At 59.7% G+C, this 18,221-nt stretch carries 21 protein-coding genes and 1 pseudogene; 8 read left to right on the plus strand and 14 right to left on the minus strand.

All coding sequences use genetic code 11. From position 1 onward, the window contains the following. Window positions 1–34: 34 nt before the first annotated feature. Both BLS87_RS16640 and BLS87_RS16645 read left to right on the plus strand, forming a co-directional pair. Entirely contained in the window at window positions 35–679 is a 645-nt protein-coding gene (locus BLS87_RS16640) for an MBL fold metallo-hydrolase (protein ID WP_074753589.1), read from the plus strand. Window positions 680–803: 124 nt separating this feature from the next. Further along, on the plus strand, window positions 804–1,502 hold the full coding sequence (locus tag BLS87_RS16645; RefSeq protein WP_074753590.1) for a YiaD family glycine zipper/OmpA-like lipoprotein: 699 nt from the start codon (window positions 804–806) through the stop codon (window positions 1,500–1,502). Window positions 1,503–1,563: 61 nt separating this feature from the next. Here BLS87_RS16645 and BLS87_RS16650 read toward each other — a convergent pair whose 3' ends face one another. The 3 genes and pseudogenes from BLS87_RS16650 to BLS87_RS16660 form a co-directional block, all read right to left on the minus strand. Then, window positions 1,564–2,463: an acyltransferase gene (locus BLS87_RS16650; protein ID WP_074753591.1), complete on the minus strand. Its 900-nt coding sequence runs from the start codon at window positions 2,461–2,463 to the stop codon at window positions 1,564–1,566. Window positions 2,464–2,547: 84 nt separating this feature from the next. Then, complete coding sequence (gene pta / locus BLS87_RS16655; RefSeq protein ID WP_074753592.1) at window positions 2,548–4,641, minus strand: phosphate acetyltransferase; 2,094 nt, start codon at window positions 4,639–4,641, stop codon at window positions 2,548–2,550. A 76-nt stretch (window positions 4,642–4,717) separates the two neighbouring features. Then, window positions 4,718–5,051, minus strand: a pseudogene (locus tag BLS87_RS16660) (DUF3565 domain-containing protein). On the opposite strand from BLS87_RS16660, the gene BLS87_RS16665 reads away from it, so the two are divergent. From BLS87_RS16665 to BLS87_RS16675, 3 genes are all read left to right on the plus strand, one after another. Next, window positions 5,050–5,535 (plus strand): FKBP-type peptidyl-prolyl cis-trans isomerase, encoded by a 486-nt coding sequence (locus tag BLS87_RS16665; protein ID WP_062386835.1) that lies wholly within the window; start codon window positions 5,050–5,052, stop codon window positions 5,533–5,535. The pseudogene BLS87_RS16660 and the gene BLS87_RS16665 overlap by 2 nt on opposite strands. A 133-nt stretch (window positions 5,536–5,668) precedes the next feature. Then, entirely contained in the window at window positions 5,669–6,151 is a 483-nt protein-coding gene (locus BLS87_RS16670) for a glutathione peroxidase (protein WP_074753593.1), read from the plus strand. Window positions 6,152–6,442: 291 nt separating this feature from the next. Beyond that, on the plus strand, window positions 6,443–7,546 hold the full coding sequence (locus BLS87_RS16675; RefSeq protein WP_074753594.1) for an NADH:flavin oxidoreductase: 1,104 nt from the start codon (window positions 6,443–6,445) through the stop codon (window positions 7,544–7,546). A 112-nt stretch (window positions 7,547–7,658) separates the two neighbouring features. On the opposite strand, the gene BLS87_RS16680 is transcribed toward BLS87_RS16675, so the two are convergent. The 3 genes from BLS87_RS16680 to cysZ form a co-directional block, all read right to left on the minus strand. Then, window positions 7,659–8,825: a glycosyltransferase family 4 protein gene (locus BLS87_RS16680; RefSeq protein ID WP_074753595.1), complete on the minus strand. Its 1,167-nt coding sequence runs from the start codon at window positions 8,823–8,825 to the stop codon at window positions 7,659–7,661. 110 nt (window positions 8,826–8,935) lie between these two features. Then, on the minus strand, window positions 8,936–9,412 hold the full coding sequence (locus tag BLS87_RS16685) for a hypothetical protein (RefSeq protein ID WP_074753596.1): 477 nt from the start codon (window positions 9,410–9,412) through the stop codon (window positions 8,936–8,938). 6 nt (window positions 9,413–9,418) lie between these two features. Then, complete coding sequence (cysZ, locus tag BLS87_RS16690; RefSeq protein ID WP_074753597.1) at window positions 9,419–10,174, minus strand: sulfate transporter CysZ; 756 nt, start codon at window positions 10,172–10,174, stop codon at window positions 9,419–9,421. A 261-nt stretch (window positions 10,175–10,435) separates the two neighbouring features. Between cysZ and BLS87_RS16695 the strand changes: the two genes are divergently transcribed. Both BLS87_RS16695 and trxB read left to right on the plus strand, forming a co-directional pair. Next, complete coding sequence (locus tag BLS87_RS16695) at window positions 10,436–11,035, plus strand: peroxiredoxin (RefSeq protein WP_074753598.1); 600 nt, start codon at window positions 10,436–10,438, stop codon at window positions 11,033–11,035. Window positions 11,036–11,211: 176 nt separating this feature from the next. After that, on the plus strand, window positions 11,212–12,174 hold the full coding sequence (gene trxB / locus BLS87_RS16700; protein WP_074753599.1) for a thioredoxin-disulfide reductase: 963 nt from the start codon (window positions 11,212–11,214) through the stop codon (window positions 12,172–12,174). Window positions 12,175–12,358: 184 nt separating this feature from the next. Here the strand turns inward: trxB and BLS87_RS16705 are convergent, their stop codons facing one another. From BLS87_RS16705 to BLS87_RS16730, 6 genes are all read right to left on the minus strand, one after another. After that, entirely contained in the window at window positions 12,359–12,700 is a 342-nt protein-coding gene (locus BLS87_RS16705) for a HopJ type III effector protein (protein WP_074753600.1), read from the minus strand. Next, window positions 12,693–12,989, minus strand: a complete 297-nt coding sequence (locus BLS87_RS16710; RefSeq protein ID WP_074753601.1) for a DUF1244 domain-containing protein — start codon at window positions 12,987–12,989, stop codon at window positions 12,693–12,695. The genes BLS87_RS16705 and BLS87_RS16710 overlap by 8 nt, the downstream gene beginning before the upstream one ends. Before the next feature lie 233 nt (window positions 12,990–13,222). Continuing rightward, complete coding sequence (gene folX / locus BLS87_RS16715) at window positions 13,223–13,594, minus strand: dihydroneopterin triphosphate 2'-epimerase (protein WP_074753602.1); 372 nt, start codon at window positions 13,592–13,594, stop codon at window positions 13,223–13,225. Between the two features lie 4 nt (window positions 13,595–13,598). Next, complete coding sequence (gene folE, locus BLS87_RS16720; RefSeq protein WP_074753603.1) at window positions 13,599–14,159, minus strand: GTP cyclohydrolase I FolE; 561 nt, start codon at window positions 14,157–14,159, stop codon at window positions 13,599–13,601. 21 nt (window positions 14,160–14,180) lie between these two features. After that, window positions 14,181–14,891, minus strand: a complete 711-nt coding sequence (folM, locus tag BLS87_RS16725; protein WP_074753604.1) for a dihydromonapterin reductase — start codon at window positions 14,889–14,891, stop codon at window positions 14,181–14,183. A 338-nt stretch (window positions 14,892–15,229) separates the two neighbouring features. Beyond that, the gene (locus BLS87_RS16730; RefSeq protein WP_074753605.1) at window positions 15,230–15,799 is read right to left on the minus strand and encodes an antibiotic biosynthesis monooxygenase; all 570 of its coding nucleotides are present in this window, start codon (window positions 15,797–15,799) and stop codon (window positions 15,230–15,232) included. 219 nt (window positions 15,800–16,018) lie between these two features. On the opposite strand from BLS87_RS16730, the gene BLS87_RS16735 reads away from it, so the two are divergent. After that, window positions 16,019–16,966 carry a MerR family transcriptional regulator gene (locus BLS87_RS16735; RefSeq protein ID WP_074753606.1) on the plus strand — a complete coding sequence of 316 codons (948 nt, stop codon included), beginning with the start codon at window positions 16,019–16,021 and terminating at the stop codon, window positions 16,964–16,966. Between the two features lie 79 nt (window positions 16,967–17,045). Here the strand turns inward: BLS87_RS16735 and BLS87_RS16740 are convergent, their stop codons facing one another. Further along, entirely contained in the window at window positions 17,046–17,651 is a 606-nt protein-coding gene (locus BLS87_RS16740; protein WP_074753607.1) for a hypothetical protein, read from the minus strand. Between the two features lie 82 nt (window positions 17,652–17,733). Next, on the minus strand, window positions 17,734–18,180 hold the full coding sequence (locus tag BLS87_RS16745) for a PAS domain-containing protein (RefSeq protein ID WP_074753608.1): 447 nt from the start codon (window positions 18,178–18,180) through the stop codon (window positions 17,734–17,736). Window positions 18,181–18,221 lie beyond the last annotated feature (41 nt).

An 18,221-nucleotide genomic window follows, 5' to 3' on the forward strand; every position in this document is an offset into this window, starting at 1 on the left:
TACGTCTATGCCCGACCAATCGCCCAGGATCTCTATGTCAACGCCCAAACCTGCCCTCATCCGCGAAACCTTCCCCGTCGGCCCTTTGCAGTGCAACTGCACGATCATTGGCGATCCCGTCACCAAACAGGCGATTGTGGTCGATCCGGGCGGCAATCATGAGCTGATCCTCGCGAGGCTCGAAGCTCATGGGTTGAAGGTGGTGAGCATCATTCATACCCATGCGCATCTGGATCACTTTCTGGCGTCGGGGCAGTTGAAGGAGAAGACCGGGGCGACGCTTCACCTGCACAAAGAAGATCAATTTTTGTGGGACAACCTGGAAACGCAATGTCAGGTGTTTCGTGTTCCGTATGTGCCGGTGCCTTCGCCAGATCGCTGGCTGGCAGACGACGAAGAGCTGGCCTGTGGGTGTGGTGTGGCGTTGCATACGCCGGGTCATACGCCGGGGTCGATGTCGTTCTGGTTCGAGGACGCCAAGCTGTTGATCGCCGGCGACACGTTGTTCAAGCGTGGCGTTGGGCGTACGGACTTGTGGGGTGGTGATCAGGCGACCATTGTGCGTTCGATCAAGGAGCGGCTGTACACGCTGGACGAGGAGGCAACGGTGGTGACAGGTCACGGCCCCGACACTCGGCTGGGCGACGAGATGCGTGAGAACCCTTTCGTCCGGGCGTAGGGCTGTTCAGGATCGGTTAAGGAATTTTTAACAGGTGTCGTGCTCTAATCGCCTGCATGGCCGGGGCTTTGTCACTTCTTCGACAGTGCCACGCCACAGAAAAGCAAAACAGGAGCTCTCCTTGATGTTCACATTTCGCCGTTTGATCATCGCCGCCACCGCACTCGCTGTGCTGTCGGGCTGCGCATCGCAAAATCCTTATGACAATCAGGGGCAGGCACAGAATTCCGGCGGCATCAGCAAAACCGCCAAATACGGTGGTCTGGGTGCGCTGGCCGGTGCCGTCGCCGGTGCCGCCATCGACCACAACAACCGTGGCAAGGGCGCGCTGATCGGCGCTGCCGTGGTGGGCGCGGCTTCGGCCGGTTACGGTTACTACGCTGACAAACAGGAAGCCGCGCTGCGTGCCAGCATGGCCAATACGGGCGTTGAAGTGCAGCGTCAGGGCGACACCATCAAGCTGGTGATGCCGGGCAACATTACCTTCGCTACCGACTCGTCTGCCATCGCGAGCAGCTTCTATTCACCGCTGAACAACCTGACGGGCTCGCTGAAGCAGTACAACCAGAACGTGATCGAGATCGTCGGTTACACCGACAGTACCGGCAGCCGTCAGCACAACATGGACCTGTCGCAACAGCGCGCACAAAGCGTGGCGACTTATCTGACCTCGCAGGGCGTCGATGCCTCACACCTGTCGGTGCGTGGTGCAGGTCCCGATTCGCCGATTGCCAGCAACGCCGACGTCAATGGCCGCGCCCAGAACCGTCGTGTAGAGGTCAACCTCAAGCCGATTCCGGGCCAGCAGTACCAGCAGCAGTAAGTTGATCGAGTGACACACGAAAACCCCGGCCCGCGTGCCGGGGTTTTTCGTTTAGGCGCGCTCAGCCCGGGTACTGCTCATGCATCTGCGTCAGCCGCGCATCTTTTTCTTCCCACAGGCGGTTGATCCACTGCTGGAATTCCAGGCGATACGCATCGTCCTGGTCATAACTCTTGCCGATGAACTGTGGCGGAATCTGCACTTCTTCGAAGTGCGCGACCACTTCACGCACCTTGCCGCACAGCAGGTCCCAGTAGCCCGGCTGGCCCGCTGGATAATGAATGGTCACGTTGACGATGGACTCCAGTTGCTCGCCCATGGCGTCCAGCACAAACGCGATGCCGCCGGCCTTGGGCTTCAACAGGTAGCGGAAGGGCGACTGCTGCTGGGCATGTTTGCCCTTGGTGAAGCGCGTGCCTTCGACGAAGTTGAAAATCCCCACCGGGTTGTTGCGAAACTTCGCACAGGTGCGGCGGGTGGTTTCCAGGTCCTTGCCTTTCTTTTCCGGGTGTTTGGCCAGATACGCCTTGGTGTAGCGCTTCATGAACGGGAAGCCCAACGCCCACCAGGCCAACCCGATCACCGGCACCCAGATCAGTTCTTGCTTCAGGAAGAACTTTAGCGGACGAATGCGACGGTTGAGGACGTACTGGAGCACCATGATGTCGACCCAGCTCTGGTGATTGCTGGTGACCAGATACGAATGCTGATAATCCAGACCTTCCAGTCCGCTGATGTGCCAGCGGGTATGGCCGAGCAGGTTCATCCAGACATTGTTGTTGCTGATCCAGGCTTCGTGAATGTGGCTCATGAGCCAGTCAGTGACCTTCTGTGCGGCGGGGAAGGGCAGGCACAGTTTGAAGATCGCAACGATGAACAGCGGCGTGCAGCAGACAATCGTGTTGAGCGCCAACAGCAGCGAGGCGATGACGCCGCGCAAAGGGGCGGGCAAGAAATCCATGAGGGATCGAACTCCGAAGGTAAGACAGCCGCCGGTGGGTTCCCGGCGGCGTTATTGTGAGTGGACGATGTTGCAGACCGACATTTATTGCGGCAGGGTCGCCGCCTGAATCGCAGTCAGCGCGATGGTGTACACGATGTCATCGACCTGAGCGCCACGCGGCAAGTCGTTCACCGGCTTGCGCAGACCTTGCAGCATCGGGCCAAGGCTCACGCAGTCCGCACTGCGTTGCACCGCCTTGTACGTCGTGTTGCCGGTGTTCAGATCAGGGAACACGAACACATTGGCGCGACCCGCGACCGGGCTGTCCGGCGCGAGCTGACGAGCCACGTTCTCGTTGGCGGCGGCATCGTACTGCAGCGGACCGTCGATCAACAGGTTGCGTTGGGATTCCTGCGCCAGTTGCGTGGCTTCACGCACCTTTTCCACTTCCTCGCCACTGGCCGAATTACCGCTGGAGTAACTGATCATCGCCACCCGTGGCGACAAGCCAAATGCAACCGCTGAGTCTGCACTCTGCACGGCGATTTCGGCCAGTTCCTGGGCGGTCGGGTGCGGATTCATGATGCAGTCGCCGTACACCAGCACCTGCTCAGGAAACAGCATGAAGAACACCGACGACACCAGTGTGCAACCTGGCGCGGTTTTGATCAGTTGCAGCGCCGGACGGATCGTATTGGCCGTGGAATGAATGACGCCGGACACCAGACCGTCGACTTCATCGAGCGCCAGCATCATGGTCCCGATCACCACAGGGTCTTCCAGCTGCTGCTCAGCCATGGGGGCGTTGAGGGCTTTGTTTTTGCGCAGATCGACCATCGGCGCCACATAGCGCTCGCGAATCAGCTCGGGGTCGAGAATTTCAAGGCCCGGCGGCAGTTCGATGCCTTGGGCGCGGGCAACCGCTTGCACGTCTTCCGGTTTGGCCAGCAGCACGCAACGCGCGATACCCCGAGCCTGGCAAATGGCCGCGGCTTGTACGGTCAGGGGCTCTGCGCCTTCCGGCAGCACAATGCGCTTGTTCGCCGCTTGCGCGCGTTGAATCAGCTGATAGCGGAACACCGCCGGGGACAGTCGCATTTCGCGTGGTGTGCCGCAACGCTGGTGCAACCAGTTGGCGTCCAGGTGGCTGGCGACGAAGTCGGTAATGATTTCCGCCCGCTCGCGGTCGTCGATCGGGATTTCCTTGTTCAACTGATTCAGCTGGTTGGCTGTGTCGTAAGAGCCGGTGCTCACTGATAACACCGGCAGCCCCGCCTGCAGCGCGCCACGGCACAGGTCCATGATGCGCGGGTCGGGCAAGGTGTCGCTGGTCAGCAACAGGCCGGCCAGCGGCACGCCATTCAATGTTGCCAGACTGACCGCCAGGATGATGTCGTCCCGATCTCCTGGCGTCACCACGAGCACGCCCGGTTTGAGAAGCTGCAGCGTATTGAGCACCGTGCGCGCACAGATGATGATTTTGGACATGCGTCGCTGTTCGTAATCACCGGCGTTGATCACCTGAGCGCCGAGCAAATCCGCCACGTCACGGGTGCGGGGAGCGTTCAGGTCGGCCTGGAACGGAATACAGCCCAGCAAGCGGAAATCACCGCTGCGCAACAGCGGCGAATGCTCTTTCAGTCGCGCCGAGAAGACTTCCATGCTTTCGTCGGTGCGCACCTTGTTGAGGATCACGCCTAGCACTTTGGGGTCTTTCGGGCCGCCGAACATCTGCGCCTGCAACTCGACACGCCCGGACAGTTCGGTCAGCACCTCGTTTTCAGGCGCCGACACCAGAATCACGTCCGCATCCAGCGCCTTGGCCATGTGCAGGTTGACCCGCGCTGCGTAACTGGCGCTGCGGGTCGGCACCATGCCTTCGACGATCAGCACGTCGCGACCGACGCAGGCCTCCTGATACAGGTTGATGATTTCTTCCAGCAGCTCATCGAGCTGGCCTTCGCCAAGCATGCGTTCGACATGGGCCAGGCCAAGCGGCTTTGGCGGTTTGAGGCCGTGGGTCCGGGCGACCAGTTCGGTCGAGCGCTCGGGACCCAGATCGCCTGGATGGGGCTGGGCGATGGGTTTGAAAAAACCGACTTTGAGTCCGGCGCGCTCCAGGGTACGTACAAGCCCGAGGCTGATGGACGTCAAACCCACACCGAAGTCTGTGGGCGCGATAAAGAAAGTCTGCATGCGGGCTTCTCGAAAATGAGCAGTGCAAAGGCCGTGATGGACCGGATAAAACAGGACGCTGTTCAGTCGCAGCGTCTCAACGGGGCACAAGGTTATCGTTATCTGCCGCCTGCGCACACCAGCCGCAACGAAAGGACTGACCTATTTTTTCCTGACGCGTGCCGGCATCCAGCACCCAGGGCCGTGACTGCCACGGGGGCTGATGGCGCAGGTGCTGGGTGTGGCCGCAGGACAGCTCGGCAATCCAGTGACCGTCTTCGTCCTGGCGAAAGCCGATAATCGTGGTGTCGCTTCCAGGCAAAGTGGGGTCGTGCAATCGGGGCCGTCCGTCTGAGTTGCGTTCGCTTTCGCGCGAGTGCTTGGTTAGACTTGTTCGCTCATATCTCTATTTGCAAAAGGTCTCGCCCCATGCCGATCGCCGCCAACAAGGCTGTCTCCATTGACTATACCCTGACCAATGACGCTGGTGAGGTCATCGACAGTTCTGCCGGCGGCGCGCCGCTGGTTTACCTGCAAGGCGCAGGTAACATCATTCCGGGTCTGGAAAAGGCACTGGAAGGCAAGGACATCGGCGACGAACTGAAAGTCTCCATCGAGCCTGAAGACGCCTACGGCGAATACTCGGCCGAACTGGTCAGCACCCTGAATCGCAGCATGTTCGAAGGTGTCGACGAACTGGAAGTCGGCATGCAGTTCCACGCTTCCGCCCCCGATGGCCAGATGCAGATCGTCACCATTCGTGATCTGGACGGCGACGACGTGACTGTCGACGGCAACCACCCTCTGGCCGGTCAGCGCCTGAATTTCCAGGTCAAGATCGTTGCCATCCGTGATGCCAGCGAAGAAGAAATGGCCCACGGCCACGTGCATGGCGAAGGTGGCCATCACCACTGATTTGTCCTGCTAAGCTCAATTAGCTGGCCAGGCGTCCTCGCGGGCTTTGCGAAAAACAGTTTGTTTTCGCGGCCTGACAGGGCGCCTTTTTCGGCCAAAGCTTTTTTCTGTATGGTGAGTAGGGGAGTTCGTCATGAGTATATTTCACGACCTGAAATTAAAAGCTCTGGATGGCCAGGAACTGCCTCTCGCGCCGCTCAAAGGCAAAGTGGTCCTGGTGGTCAATGTGGCGTCCAAATGCGGCCTGACGCCTCAATACGCCGCGCTTGAAAACCTGTATCAGAAGTACAAGGACAGAGGTTTCAGTGTCCTGGGCCTGCCCTGCAATCAGTTTGCCGGACAAGAACCTGGCACTCAGGATGAGATCCAGGCGTTCTGTTCGCTGAACTACGGCGTCACCTTCCCGCTGGGCGACAAGCTCGACGTGAACGGCCCTCATCGCCACAGGCTGTACCAGATGCTGGCGGGTGAAGGCGCGGAATTTCCGGGCGACATCACCTGGAACTTCGAAAAATTCCTCGTGGGTCAGGACGGTCGCGTTCTGGCGCGCTTTTCGCCACGCACCACGCCGGATGATCCTGCGGTGATTCAAGCGATTGAAAAAGCGCTTCACTGAAGCCGCCCTTCGTTGCAGCCGTCTACGACGCTCTCACGTAATCCTGAATTTCCTGTGGGAGCGCGATTCATTCGCGATCAGTGGCGCATCGGCAAGACCTTGTCAGCCGTACCGACGCCCCACGCATGAATTCGCTTCCACATCTGATTTGCGTGGCAGCATTGTCTGGGACCCATCTATCCACCCCTGCTTTTAAGCCTTAATCACTCCAATCAATAGTGCTTCGCATCGACGTGCGCTCAGCTCATTCTGTATGACCTTCATAATATTTCCGATGCCGAGGACGCTTGCATGCCAGTCAAAGCCTTGTTCAAACCCTTCCACATGGGCAGCCTGGAATTACCGACGCGCGTTGTGATGGCGCCGATGACCCGTTCGTTCTCGCCCGGTGGCGTGCCGAATGCCAAAGTCATCGAGTACTACCGTCGCCGTGCCGCTGCCGGCGTCGGCCTGATCATCACCGAAGGCACCACCGTCGGGCACAAGGCGTCGAACGGTTATCCGAACGTCCCCCAGTTTTTCGGCGAAGCTGCGCTTGCTGGCTGGAAAAAAGTGGTTGAAGCGGTCCATGCCGAAGGCGGGAAGATCGTCCCCCAGTTGTGGCACGTGGGTGCCGTGCGTCGTCTTGGCACCGAGCCAGATGGCACGGTCCCCGCGTACGGGCCGACTGAAAAGCTGAAGGACGGCAACGTTGTCGTGCACGGCATGAGCAAGCAGGACATCGATGATGTCATCGCAGCGTTTGCCCAAGCGGCAAAAGACGCCAAGGACATCGGCATGGACGGCGTGGAAATTCACGGTGCCCATGGCTATATCGTCGATCAGTTTTTCTGGGAGGGCACCAACCAGCGCACCGACGAGTACGGCGGTGATCTGGCCCAGCGGTCGCGTTTCGCCATTGAGCTGATCAAGGCCGTGCGCGCAGCGGTCGGCCCCGATTACCCGATCATCTTCCGCTTCTCGCAGTGGAAACAGCAGGACTACACCGCACGTCTGGTGCAAACGCCGGACGAGCTGGCTGCCTTCCTTAAACCGCTTTCCGACGCTGGCGTGGACATTTTCCACTGCTCGACGCGCCGTTTCTGGGAGCCGGAGTTTGAAGGCTCCGACCTCAACCTGGCAGGCTGGACGCGCAAGCTCACCGGCAAACCGACGATCACTGTCGGCAGCGTCGGCCTGGATGGCGAGTTCCTGCAGTTCATGGTCAACACCGACAAAGTCGCGCAACCGGCGAGCCTCGAAAACCTGCTCAAGCGTCTGGGTGATGACGAGTTCGATCTGGTGGCGGTCGGCCGCGCGCTGCTGGTCGATCCGGATTGGGCCGTGAAAGTGCGTGATGGTCGCGAAGAAGACATCCTGCCGTTCAGCCGCGATGCGTTGGGTAAGCTGGAGTAACCCGACGTTTTCTTTTCGGAGAAGCCTGGCCGCCGCTTGCTGAATAATCCCGCTGGCCTGGCAGAATGAATACCCTGTGGGAGTGAGCAAACTCACCCCCACAGGTGCGATGTCACACCCCTAATACCACTCCGTCGCCCGTCTCGCTGGCAGCGCGCAAATAGCTCTCGAACGATTCGATGATCCCGGCCCAACCCTGACGGCTGGCGTGTTGCCGGGCGTTCAAACGAACGCGCCGCAGGTTCTCGTCGTCTTCGAGCATCCAGCGCGCAGCATCGATAAAGCCTTCTTCATCGCCGGACATCGCGACGGCGCCGTTGTGCCCGTGCCGAATATGCTGGGCCGCTGCGGCTTCGTCGTAGGCGACGACACCCAGCCCGGACGCCAAGGCCTCCAGGACCACGTTGCCGAATGTCTCGGTCATGCTCGGAAACAAAAACAGATCGCCCGATGCGTAATGGGTCGCCAAGGCCTCGCCGCGTTGTGTGCCACAGAAGATGGCGTCAGGCAGTTGCTCCTGCAGGGTGGCGCGCACCGGGCCGTCGCCGACGATCACCAGCCTGAGTCTTTTCTCGGGGTAGGCGCTCGCCAAGCTGTCGAACGTAGCCTTGAGCACACCGAGGTTTTTCTCCGGCGCCAGACGCCCCACGTGCAGCACCGCCGTGTCGCCAGGCTCCAGGCCCCAGCTTTCGCGCAGGAACGCTGACCGCCTGGATGGGTGAAACAACTGACAGTCCACCCCGCGGGACAACAACGCCAGGCGCTCGAAGCCGCGCCGTTCCAGCTCGGTTTTCTGGCTGACACTGGGCACCAGCGTGGCATTCGAGCGGTTGTGGAACCAGCGCAGGTAGGAGGTCAAGAGGCGGGTGATAAACCCCAGCCCGTATTGGCGTGTGTATTGCTGAAAATTCGTGTGGAAGCCGCTGACGATCGCAATGCGAAGCCGTCGCGCCGCACGCAACGCCGAAAGCCCCAACGGCCCTTCGGTGGCGATGTACAGCACATCCGGACGACTGCGCTGCCAGCGACGCAGCAGCTTGTGCATCGACGACTGACCCCACTGCAACCCCGGATACCCCGGAATAGGCCAGCCGCGACACAGCATCAAATCATCCCCGTTCCCGCGCGATTCGTCGTCGTTCTGCCGCGGCCGAATCACCTCCACCCGATGCCCGCGCAGCCGTAATCCGTCGCACAACCTGCTCAGCGTATTGGCAACGCCGTTGATCTCGGGTGCGTAGGTTTCGGTAATCAGGGTGATGTGCAGGGATTTACTCATGACACCCAGTTTCAGAGGCCGGCGTTGCGCTTGTATGGCGGTTGAGTGATGGATTTGTGACTGTTGAACAATGGCTGTGAGTATCTGCTGCAAAGGGCGCGAGGTGGGCCTCATCCCCCAGCGACAAATGGCACGAGCCGTGAGCTTCCGACCTTCTCTAGCGCGGCCGAGGCGGGCACATAACCAGTCTGAACCGGATTCAGGCTGACGAGATCGAGGTGAGAGCGGGGCTTCACGAGTCTCGACAGTGTGCCGGGCTCGCTCGGGAGCGTTTTTGACGTGGCTGTTTCAACGGCCTCGGCGAGCGCTTGCATGAACTGGGGAGCGTTGGGTTCTGGCTTGGGCTTCTGGGTCAGCAAGGCCGAGGCCGGCAGAGGGAGCTTGGCGGAGGTGGCGTTTATACGGTTCGTTTCCATGGTGATAACACTCCTGATGTCGAGCGCGGTGCCGCGCTTGAAGAGGGAGGTCCATGATTGAACAGGTGGTGCGTGCGACGTAGGGAAGAGTTGAGTAGGAAACGTCCTGATTTTGTTGTTGGTACGCTGGCAGTCGCCCAATAAAAAGGCCTCAAACGAGGCCTTTTCCATATTCGCTTACCGAACCCGCTCCACCTGCGTCTCCGCCCCACGCTCGCGCACCCAGAACAAAGTCGCCCCGGCCACCGCGGCGGGCATCATCAGGATGTTGACCACCGGGATCAGCAGCACCAGGTACACGATCCCGCCGAAGCTCATGCTCTGCCAGCGTTTGGCGCGTAGCCAGGCGAGCATGTCCTGCCAGCTCATCTTGTGGTTGTCGGCCGGGTAGTCGATGTACTGAATCGCCATCATCCAGACGCCGAACAGCAGCCAGAGCGGCGCGGCGATGATGTTGACCACGGGTATCCAGGACAGGATGAACAGGCCGATGGCGCGCGGCAGGAAGTAGCCGAGTTTGCGCATTTCGCGGCTCAGGGTGCGCGGGACCATTTCGATCAGTTCGCCCCAGCTGAACGCCGGAAAGTCATCGTTGCCCCGCAGCACGACTTCGACCTTTTCCGAAAGAAAGCCGTTGAACGGTGCGGCGATGATGTTGGCGATCATGGTGAAGGTGAAAAACACCATCAGCACCACAAGCACCACGAACAGAGGCCAGAGAATGTAATTAAGGAAGCTCAGCCAACTGGGCAGCGTGGGCATGAACGAATCGACCCACATACTGAACTCGTGGCCCGCGAAATAAATCAGGGCGCTGAACAGCACCAGATTGATGGTCAGGGGTAGAAGTACGAACAAACGCAGGCCGGGACTGAGGACCAGTTTCAGGCCTTCGCGCAGGTATTGCGGGCCGGACAGGGCGGGTGCGGGCATGTGATCCTCCAATCGTTGAAAACGCGCCGACCTTACCGGCTTTGCGTGGGCGGCGGAAGCCGGATGAGCGTCGTGACATTCGCCGAAACAATCTGGCGACGGTAAAGTCTATCGACACGCGAGACGAAACGGTTTGTCGGAATAGGTACGGTCTATGAGCTGGATTGTGAAACGATATTTCCTTAATCTTCGCCGCCCCGATAAGCTTGCGGGCAACTTTTAGACCTATTCCCATTCACTTTGAACCTCGAAGGAGTCTCAATGAGCGTTCTGGTAAACAAACAAGCCCCTGACTTCACCGCAGCGGCAGTCCTGGGTGACGGTTCGATCGTCGACAGCTTCCAGCTGTCCTCTTTGCGTGGCAAATACGTCGTGCTGTTCTTCTGGCCTCTGGACTTCACGTTCGTGTGCCCGTCGGAAATCATCGCGCACGACAACCGTATCGCTAAATTCCGCGACCTGGGCGTTGAAGTGGTAGGCGTTTCCGTCGACTCGCACTTCACCCACGCTGCATGGCGCAACACCCCGGTTGAAAAGGGCGGCATTGGCCCGGTCCAGTTCACCATGGTCGCTGACATCAAGCACGAGATCACTCGCGCTTACGGTATCGAACACGAAGACGGCGTTGCGCTGCGCGGTTCGTTCCTGATCGACCAGGCGGGTGTGGTTCAGCATCAAGTGGTGAATAACCTGCCGCTGGGTCGCGACGTGGACGACATGGTGCGTCTGGTCGAAGCACTGCAGTTCACCGAGCAGCACGGCGAAGTCTGCCCGGCTGGCTGGCGTCCAGGCCAGAAAGGCATGAAGGCTGACGCTTCGGGCGTGGCCGATTACCTGGCTGAAAACGCCAAGAGCTTGTAATGAAGCGCTTGTAATACCGTCGCTGCGACTTCGGTCGCAGCTTCCAGATTTTCAGGATTGGCGAGTCAACCTTCCCCAAGCGCGCTCGCGGGTCCTTTTTAATTCAGCCGGTGCGCCGGTCCAGATTTCAGTAACTCCGACCACACGTAACGATGGCCGGTCGATAGGAGTGTGTCATGTCTGATGTACGTCATTCCCGAGTGATTATTCTCGGCTCCGGCCCTGCCGGTTACAGCGCTGCGGTCTATGCAGCACGCGCCAACCTCAAGCCTCTGCTGATCACCGGCATGCAGGCGGGTGGTCAGCTGACCACCACCACCGAAGTCGACAACTGGCCGGGCGATCCCCATGGCCTGACCGGCCCGGTATTGATGGAGCGGATGCGCGAGCACGCCGAGCGTTTCGAAACCGAAATCGTCTTCGACCACATCAACTCCGTGGATCTGGCCGGCAAGCCATTCACCCTCAAGGGCGACAGCGGCACCTACACCTGCGACGCGCTGATCATCGCCACGGGCGCCAGCGCTCGCTACCTGGGTCTGCCGTCCGAAGAGGCGTTCATGGGCAAAGGTGTTTCGGCCTGTGCGACGTGCGACGGTTTCTTCTACCGCAACAAGCCAGTGGCAGTGGTCGGTGGTGGCAACACGGCCGTTGAAGAGGCGCTGTACCTGGCCAACATCGCGAGTAAAGTGACGCTGGTTCACCGTCGCGAGACCTTCCGTGCCGAGAAGATCCTGATCGACAAGCTGCACGCACGTGTCGCCGAAGGCAAGATCGAGCTCAAGCTGAACGCGACACTGGACGAAGTGCTGGGTGACAACATGGGCGTCACCGGTGCGCGTCTGAAGAACAACGATGGCAGCACATCGGAGCTGAAAGTCGACGGCGTCTTCATCGCTATTGGCCACACCCCGAACACTTCGCTGTTCGACGGTCAGCTGGCGCTGAAAGACGGCTACATGGTGGTTCAGGGCGGTCGCGAAGGCAATGCGACGGCCACCAGCGTTGACGGTGTGTTCGCGGCGGGTGACGTGGCTGACCACGTTTATCGTCAGGCAATCACCTCGGCTGGCGCCGGCTGCATGGCGGCACTGGACGTCGAGCGTTACCTGGACGGTCTGGCGAACGCCTCGTTCTGATTGCACGCTCCAACAAAAAACCGGCTCATTGAGCCGGTTTTTTTGTGCCTGTTGATCGCGTTCATTGTAGGAGCGCGCTTGCCCGCGAACCGATTTTTCCAGCGCCACATGCGAAGCGGATACACCTCATCGCGGGCAAGCGCGCTCCTACAGTTGAGCGGCAAAACGTACTTCTGCGTTTGGCTCAGGCCTTGCGAGTGAGCGGCTGTGCGCTGAAGTTGACCCCGGCCAGGCCATGGGCGATCAGCGCACGGATATTGCCGTGGTCGCTGCCTTCAGGGGTCGCAACCACCGAGCGATAGTGCTCGCCGAACGCCAGCAGCGCTTCGTCGTCGCTTAAACCTTCCAGCACAGCCAGACCCAGCGTCTTGCACGAGCCTTCGTTCTGGCCTGCGGCGTTTTCCACCGCACCGTTACTGAACGCCTGCGGCTGGTAGTCGTAGTGCGCAGCAACGAACGCCAGGGTGTCAGCGAATACGTGCTCGCCACTGTTGAGGCTGGCGCGCAGGGCGTTCAGGTCAGTCATGTTTCTTTTCCTTGGCAAACGCGGCCTGCTGGTCGGCGCTGGCTTCTTTCTGATAACGGGATTTCCACTCGCTGTACGGCATGCCGTAGACCACTTCGCGGGCGTCGTCGAGGGTGATGTCGATCTGCTTTTCGTCGGCGGCGGCTTTGTACCACTTGGACAGGCAGTTGCGGCAGAAACCGGACAGGTTCATCAGGTCGATGTTCTGCACGTCCTTGCGGCTGTCCAGGTGCGCAACCAGACGACGGAAGGCGGCGGCTTCGAGTTCGAGGCGTTGTTGCTCGGTCATGACGGGCTCTGTGTGAAAAAATGATGGGGCGGATGATAAGAGTGCCAGGCGGGGCGGGCAATGGCTGTCCGACGTACACGGACATTGTAGGAGCGCGCTTGCCCGCGAATATTCTTTCAGACACCGATGTAGCGCCTGATGTACCGCAATCGCGGGCAAGCGCGCTCCTACAATGTCACTGGCGCCTCCTGGACCGCGATCACCAGCAAGCGTGCTTCTACGGCCGCAACGGTCTAGCGTTCAGCCGCCAAGGTAATGGACACCGACTCCGCAAAGCGCAGGGCATGGGGCTTGTCGACTTCCACTTCGGCGTATTGCACCGGTTCGTGGCTCATCACAAGGTCCAGCACTTCCTGCGTCAACCGCTCAAGCAAGGCAAATCGGTTGTTTTCGACGTGCTGGATGATCGCTTTGGTGATGGTGCGGTAATTCAGGGCGTGATCGATGTCGTTGTCGCGAACCGCTTCCTGAGCCGCATACAGAATCGTCAGGTTGATCAGCACGTCCTGCTTGTTGAGGATTTCGTCTTCGTTGATACCGATGTAGGTGCGCAGGCACAGGTCTTTGACCCGGATGCGTGCGGTGCCTGGTTCGAGTCTTGCCATGGGACTACTTGCTCCGTCCGATCAGTTGCAGGAATTCCATGCGTGTCGTGGTCGATTCGCGGAACGCGCCAAGCATCACCGACGTGTTCATGGTCGAGTTCTGCTTCTCCACGCCGCGCATCATCATGCACATGTGTTGGGCTTCAATCACCACCGCCACACCGGCAGCGCTGGTCACGCCCTGGATGGCATCGGCGATCTGGCGGGTCAGGTTTTCCTGAATCTGCAAGCGACGCGCGAACATGTCTACGATGCGCGCGATCTTCGACAGCCCCAGCACCTTGCCCGTCGGGATGTACGCCACGTGGGCCTTGCCGATGAAGGGCAGCAGATGGTGTTCGCACAGCGAATACAGTTCGATGTCTTTGACGATCACCATCTCGTCGTTGTCGGACGCGAAGAGCGCGCCGTTGACGATTTCTTCCAGCGTCTGGTCGTAGCCGTGACACAGGTATTGCATGGCCTTGGCCGCGCGCTTGGGGGTGTCTAGCAGACCTTCGCGCTCCGGGTCTTCGCCCAGGCCGACAAGGATTTCACGGTAGTGTTGTGGCAGTGACAAGGTCATCAAAGGGTTCCTCGGGGCGGCTTACTTGACGTGCCGTCCACCGTTTACGGTCAGTGTGGTGCCGGTGACGTATGGGTTGTCCATCAGGTAGCGCAGGCTCTGATAGATCACGTCCGGACCGGGTTCGATGCCCAATGCCGATTTGGCCAGGGTGTTAGTGCGGTACGCCGCATCGTCGTCTGGTTTGAACATCAGCATGGCAGGGGCGATGCCGTTGACCTTGATGTCTGGCGCGTATCGGGCCGCGAACGACAGGGTCAGGTTGTCCATGCCCGCTTTGCTGGCGCAGTAGGCGATGTGCTTGCTGCTGCCTTTGCGCGTGACATCGTCACCGATGTGAATAATGTCTGCCGTCGTCGAGCGCCGCAGCAGTTCGGCGCAATGCAGGTTGATCAGGTACGGGGCAAGCATGTGCACGTTGAACATGCGCATGAACACGTCGCCTTCGTCGCCTTGTGTTTCGGCCAGCCATTCTGAGGCGTTGTGAACGATCGCGCGCAGACGGTCGGTGATGTCCTTGAGCTGCGCGATGAACGTCATCACGCTTTCTTGCGACGAAAAATCAGCCTGAATCGCCATGGCGCCCTTGTCTCTGAGCAACTGCACGCCGGGCCGCTCGCTGCGGTAGCTGACAATTACCGGATAACCGTCGTCCAGCAACCGTTCGGCGCAATGCAGGCCGATGCGCTGGCTGGCACCAGTGATCAGGACAGGGGCAAGAGAGGAAGCCATGGCAGCTCACGCGTTGATCAGGGAGAAGAAAACCGGGAGGTTGCGGGCGTGCCGATATCTGAAGCGCTGGCGGCAATTGGTTTCATTGCGCCATCAGAGGTCGACCGCCTGTGGCAAAGTTAACCCAATGGTCAGTGCTGTACAACTATGAGGCAAGAGGGGGCGTTTGGCTGTTACAGATCGGAGCGGTAGGGCAGTCAACGTTGCAGCGTCTTGTCAGGCGCATTCCAGGCCAAGCGCGCTCCTACAGCGTAGGGCGCGGGCCGGAACCGGTGCGATTCGCGTTTCGTCTGCCATTCGTTATGAGCGCGCGCTTGCTTGAGAATGCGCGCTGTCCATCATCGGGTCGACGCGGATTCGGCGGGTGGCGCGGCAGCAGGTGTGCTGCTGTTTAACCAGCCGGACAACAAGTGCGTGGAGAGTGGAATGAACCAGAACACCATCAACGGCGTGAGCATCAAGGTGCTGATCATGATGCGCGGCAGCAAATCGAACTGTGCAAGCAGCGGACCCAGTACATAGTTGAAGATCAGCGACACCGGGAAGAACGCAAGCCAGATGGCCACGGCCTGTTTCCAGCGAGGAGGGCGCTGGCCGACGGTGCCGAACCAGCCGTCCATACCACGCACGCGGTGTACGGAATTTTTTGCGAACAAGCCGCTGCCGCGCACCAACCAGGAGCGTCGGGAGGCGGAGTGCTCCCAGGCGTGCATGGTGGCTTCATCGGCGAAGCGGAAAATGATCTGGAATTCGTCGTCTCCCGGAGGCGGTGCGAGCACACCTGAACCCAGGTAGCCGGGGAAATCGGTAGCGAGTTGTTCGCCTTCATGCAGCCAGGCAATCAATTCCTGATAGCGGCCATGGGCGACGCGACGGGCAACCATCAGCGTGACGGGTGAGGTAGACATTGTGTATCTCCGATAAACGAGTGAGGTTCCCGGGTAGGGAAATCACATGGCGTGACGCCGGGGTGATGGCGTCGCGTCAGCTTCGTTGAGAAAAGCAAGCAAGGATTATTCCTGAATCCCTGTATAAAGCCAGAAGTCTTTGGCCCTCCAGGCCCCTCATACGCCCAACGGCAGGCGTACAATCAGCACCTCATTCGATTTCGCGACAGGCTTTTCCCGATGTCTCATGTGCTCCCCGTTTCCTCGGTCGACGAAGGCCATCAGCAAGCGTTGTTTCCTATCCGTGAGGTTTCACGGCTGACCGGCGTCAACCCGGTCACGCTGCGGGCGTGGGAACGTCGTTATGGGCTGATCGTGCCAACGCGCACAGAAAGCGGTCACCGCCTTTACTCCGCAGCGGATATTGAAACCGTGCGCAGCATCAGGGGCTGGATCGACCGTGGCGTGGCCGTGGGCAAGGTCGGCAAGATTCTGGCCGGCACCCGCGACCTTGACGGCAGCATGCGCGGCCTTCACAGCGTCATCGACAGCGCCGAGCAGGAAGCGTGGCAGGCGCAACTGCGTCAGGCGGTCAACGACTTTGACGAGCGCCGTCTGGATCAGCTCTATGGGCAGATTTTTTCAACGTATCCGCTGCCGGTGGTTTTCGAGGATGTGGTCATGCCGGTCTGGCGTGAATTCGCCCTGCGCCACGACACCTTCGGACAGACCAGCGAGTGGTTGTTCCTGGACAGTTTTCTGCGGGCGCGAACCCTTCAGCGCGTGCAGCTGACGCGGAGCTCGGCGCAACAGCGTGTCTTGCTGGCCGCTATGCCGCAAGGATGTCGCGAGCTTGAGTTGTGGGTCGCTGGTTTGCTGATGACCACGCCTCAGCTGGCGGTCAGTGTGCTCGCGCCCGGGCAGCCGCTGGAAGAATTGAGTCTGGTCTGCGGGAAAATGAAACCCGACGCACTGGTGCTGTTCTCCACTCAGGTGTCGGCGAGCGATGCGCCCAAGCGGTTGATACGGCTGGGGCTGGGTCTTGAGTGCCCATTGCTGGTGGCAGGTGAAATGGCCGACGTCATTCAGGACAGCCTGGCGGGGTCCGCGATTGGGTGTCTGGGCAGCGACGGACTGTTGATGCAGCGCCGCTTGCAGCAGTTTCTGGCGGGACGGATGGACACTTAGGGGCTATCGCGAGCGTGAGCTGCAGGTGAGGGCGCCGCAGCTCTGCCGTGCAGCGTGAGACTGGCAGCGTGTCGCGGCGTTACAGGTGCATCGAAGGATGAATCTTGCGGTGTTCCTGCAGGATGTACTGACGCAGACGCTCGGTGTCTTCTTTGCTGTTCTGACTCAGGCGATAAGCGGCAAGGCCTTGTTCGGTCAGGCGTTCGAATGTGCCGCGCAATGCGATGGGCGCAAGGCCCGTCGGTGTGAACCAGGCAGAGAAGTACTTCGGCGGTTTGGTCTGCTTGCGGATTTCCAGCAAGATGCCCTTGAACGAAATTTCGTGCACCCACAGCGCGGTCAGTGACCCTTTCTCGGTTTCGAGGGCAACGGGCTCTGGCAGGGCAAGACGCCAAGGGCGAATACGCGGGCCTTCTTCGAAGATGCTGGGGGCACCCAGTTCCAGATGCAGCGCGTGGAATTCGTCTTCGACCAGGTGCAGCGGGAAGGTCATCTGTTGATTGTCGAACTGAGCTTGAATAGTGACTTGCTCGTGCGCGGCCAGACGCGTCAGCAGATCCTGGATCTGAACGCCTCCGTTAACCACCAGGCTGCGGGATTTGTCGCGCAGGTTCAGCTTGGGGTTGTGCTGCATGTTCTGGATGAAGTCCAGTTCATCCTGCGTGAGGATCGTGTCGCGCTGCATGGTCAAGCTCGATTAACCGGTTATTGAAAAAGCAGACAGTAAATTCGATTGTTGGTTGCTGCCGTTCGTCAGTTTCAGGATGTTACCGCTTCAACGCGGCCAGTTCAGTGCGAGCTTGCGCCAGTTCGGCCTGCAATTCGACAACTTTTTGTTGCATCAGCACCTGCTCGGTCACGTCCTTCTGGATGCCTATGTAATACATGAGTTTTTCGGCCTCATTGAAGACCGGGGTGATCGACAGCTCATTCCAGAACGACGTGCCGTCCTTGCGATAGTTGCGCAGAACCTGACGGCAGGGCTGGCACTTCTTCAGCGCTTCGCGAATCGCTCGGCGTGCCAGTTGATCGCGGTCATCGCCCTGCAGAAGGCGACAGTCTTGATAAAGGATGTCTTCGGCGCTGAACCCCGTCAGCTCCTCGAAGGCCTTATTGGCGTAGATGACGATGTTATCGTCACCCTCATGCTCGGCAATGACGATGCCGTCGTTTGACGCATCGACCACCAACTGCATCAGTTTTGCGCTGATCATGGGTCGCTCCCTAGGGCATCAAAAAGCCGGCATTCTAAGAC

This window comes from Pseudomonas abietaniphila, from assembly GCF_900100795.1.
GTDB classification, from domain to species: Bacteria; Pseudomonadota; Gammaproteobacteria; order Pseudomonadales; family Pseudomonadaceae; genus Aquipseudomonas; species Aquipseudomonas abietaniphila.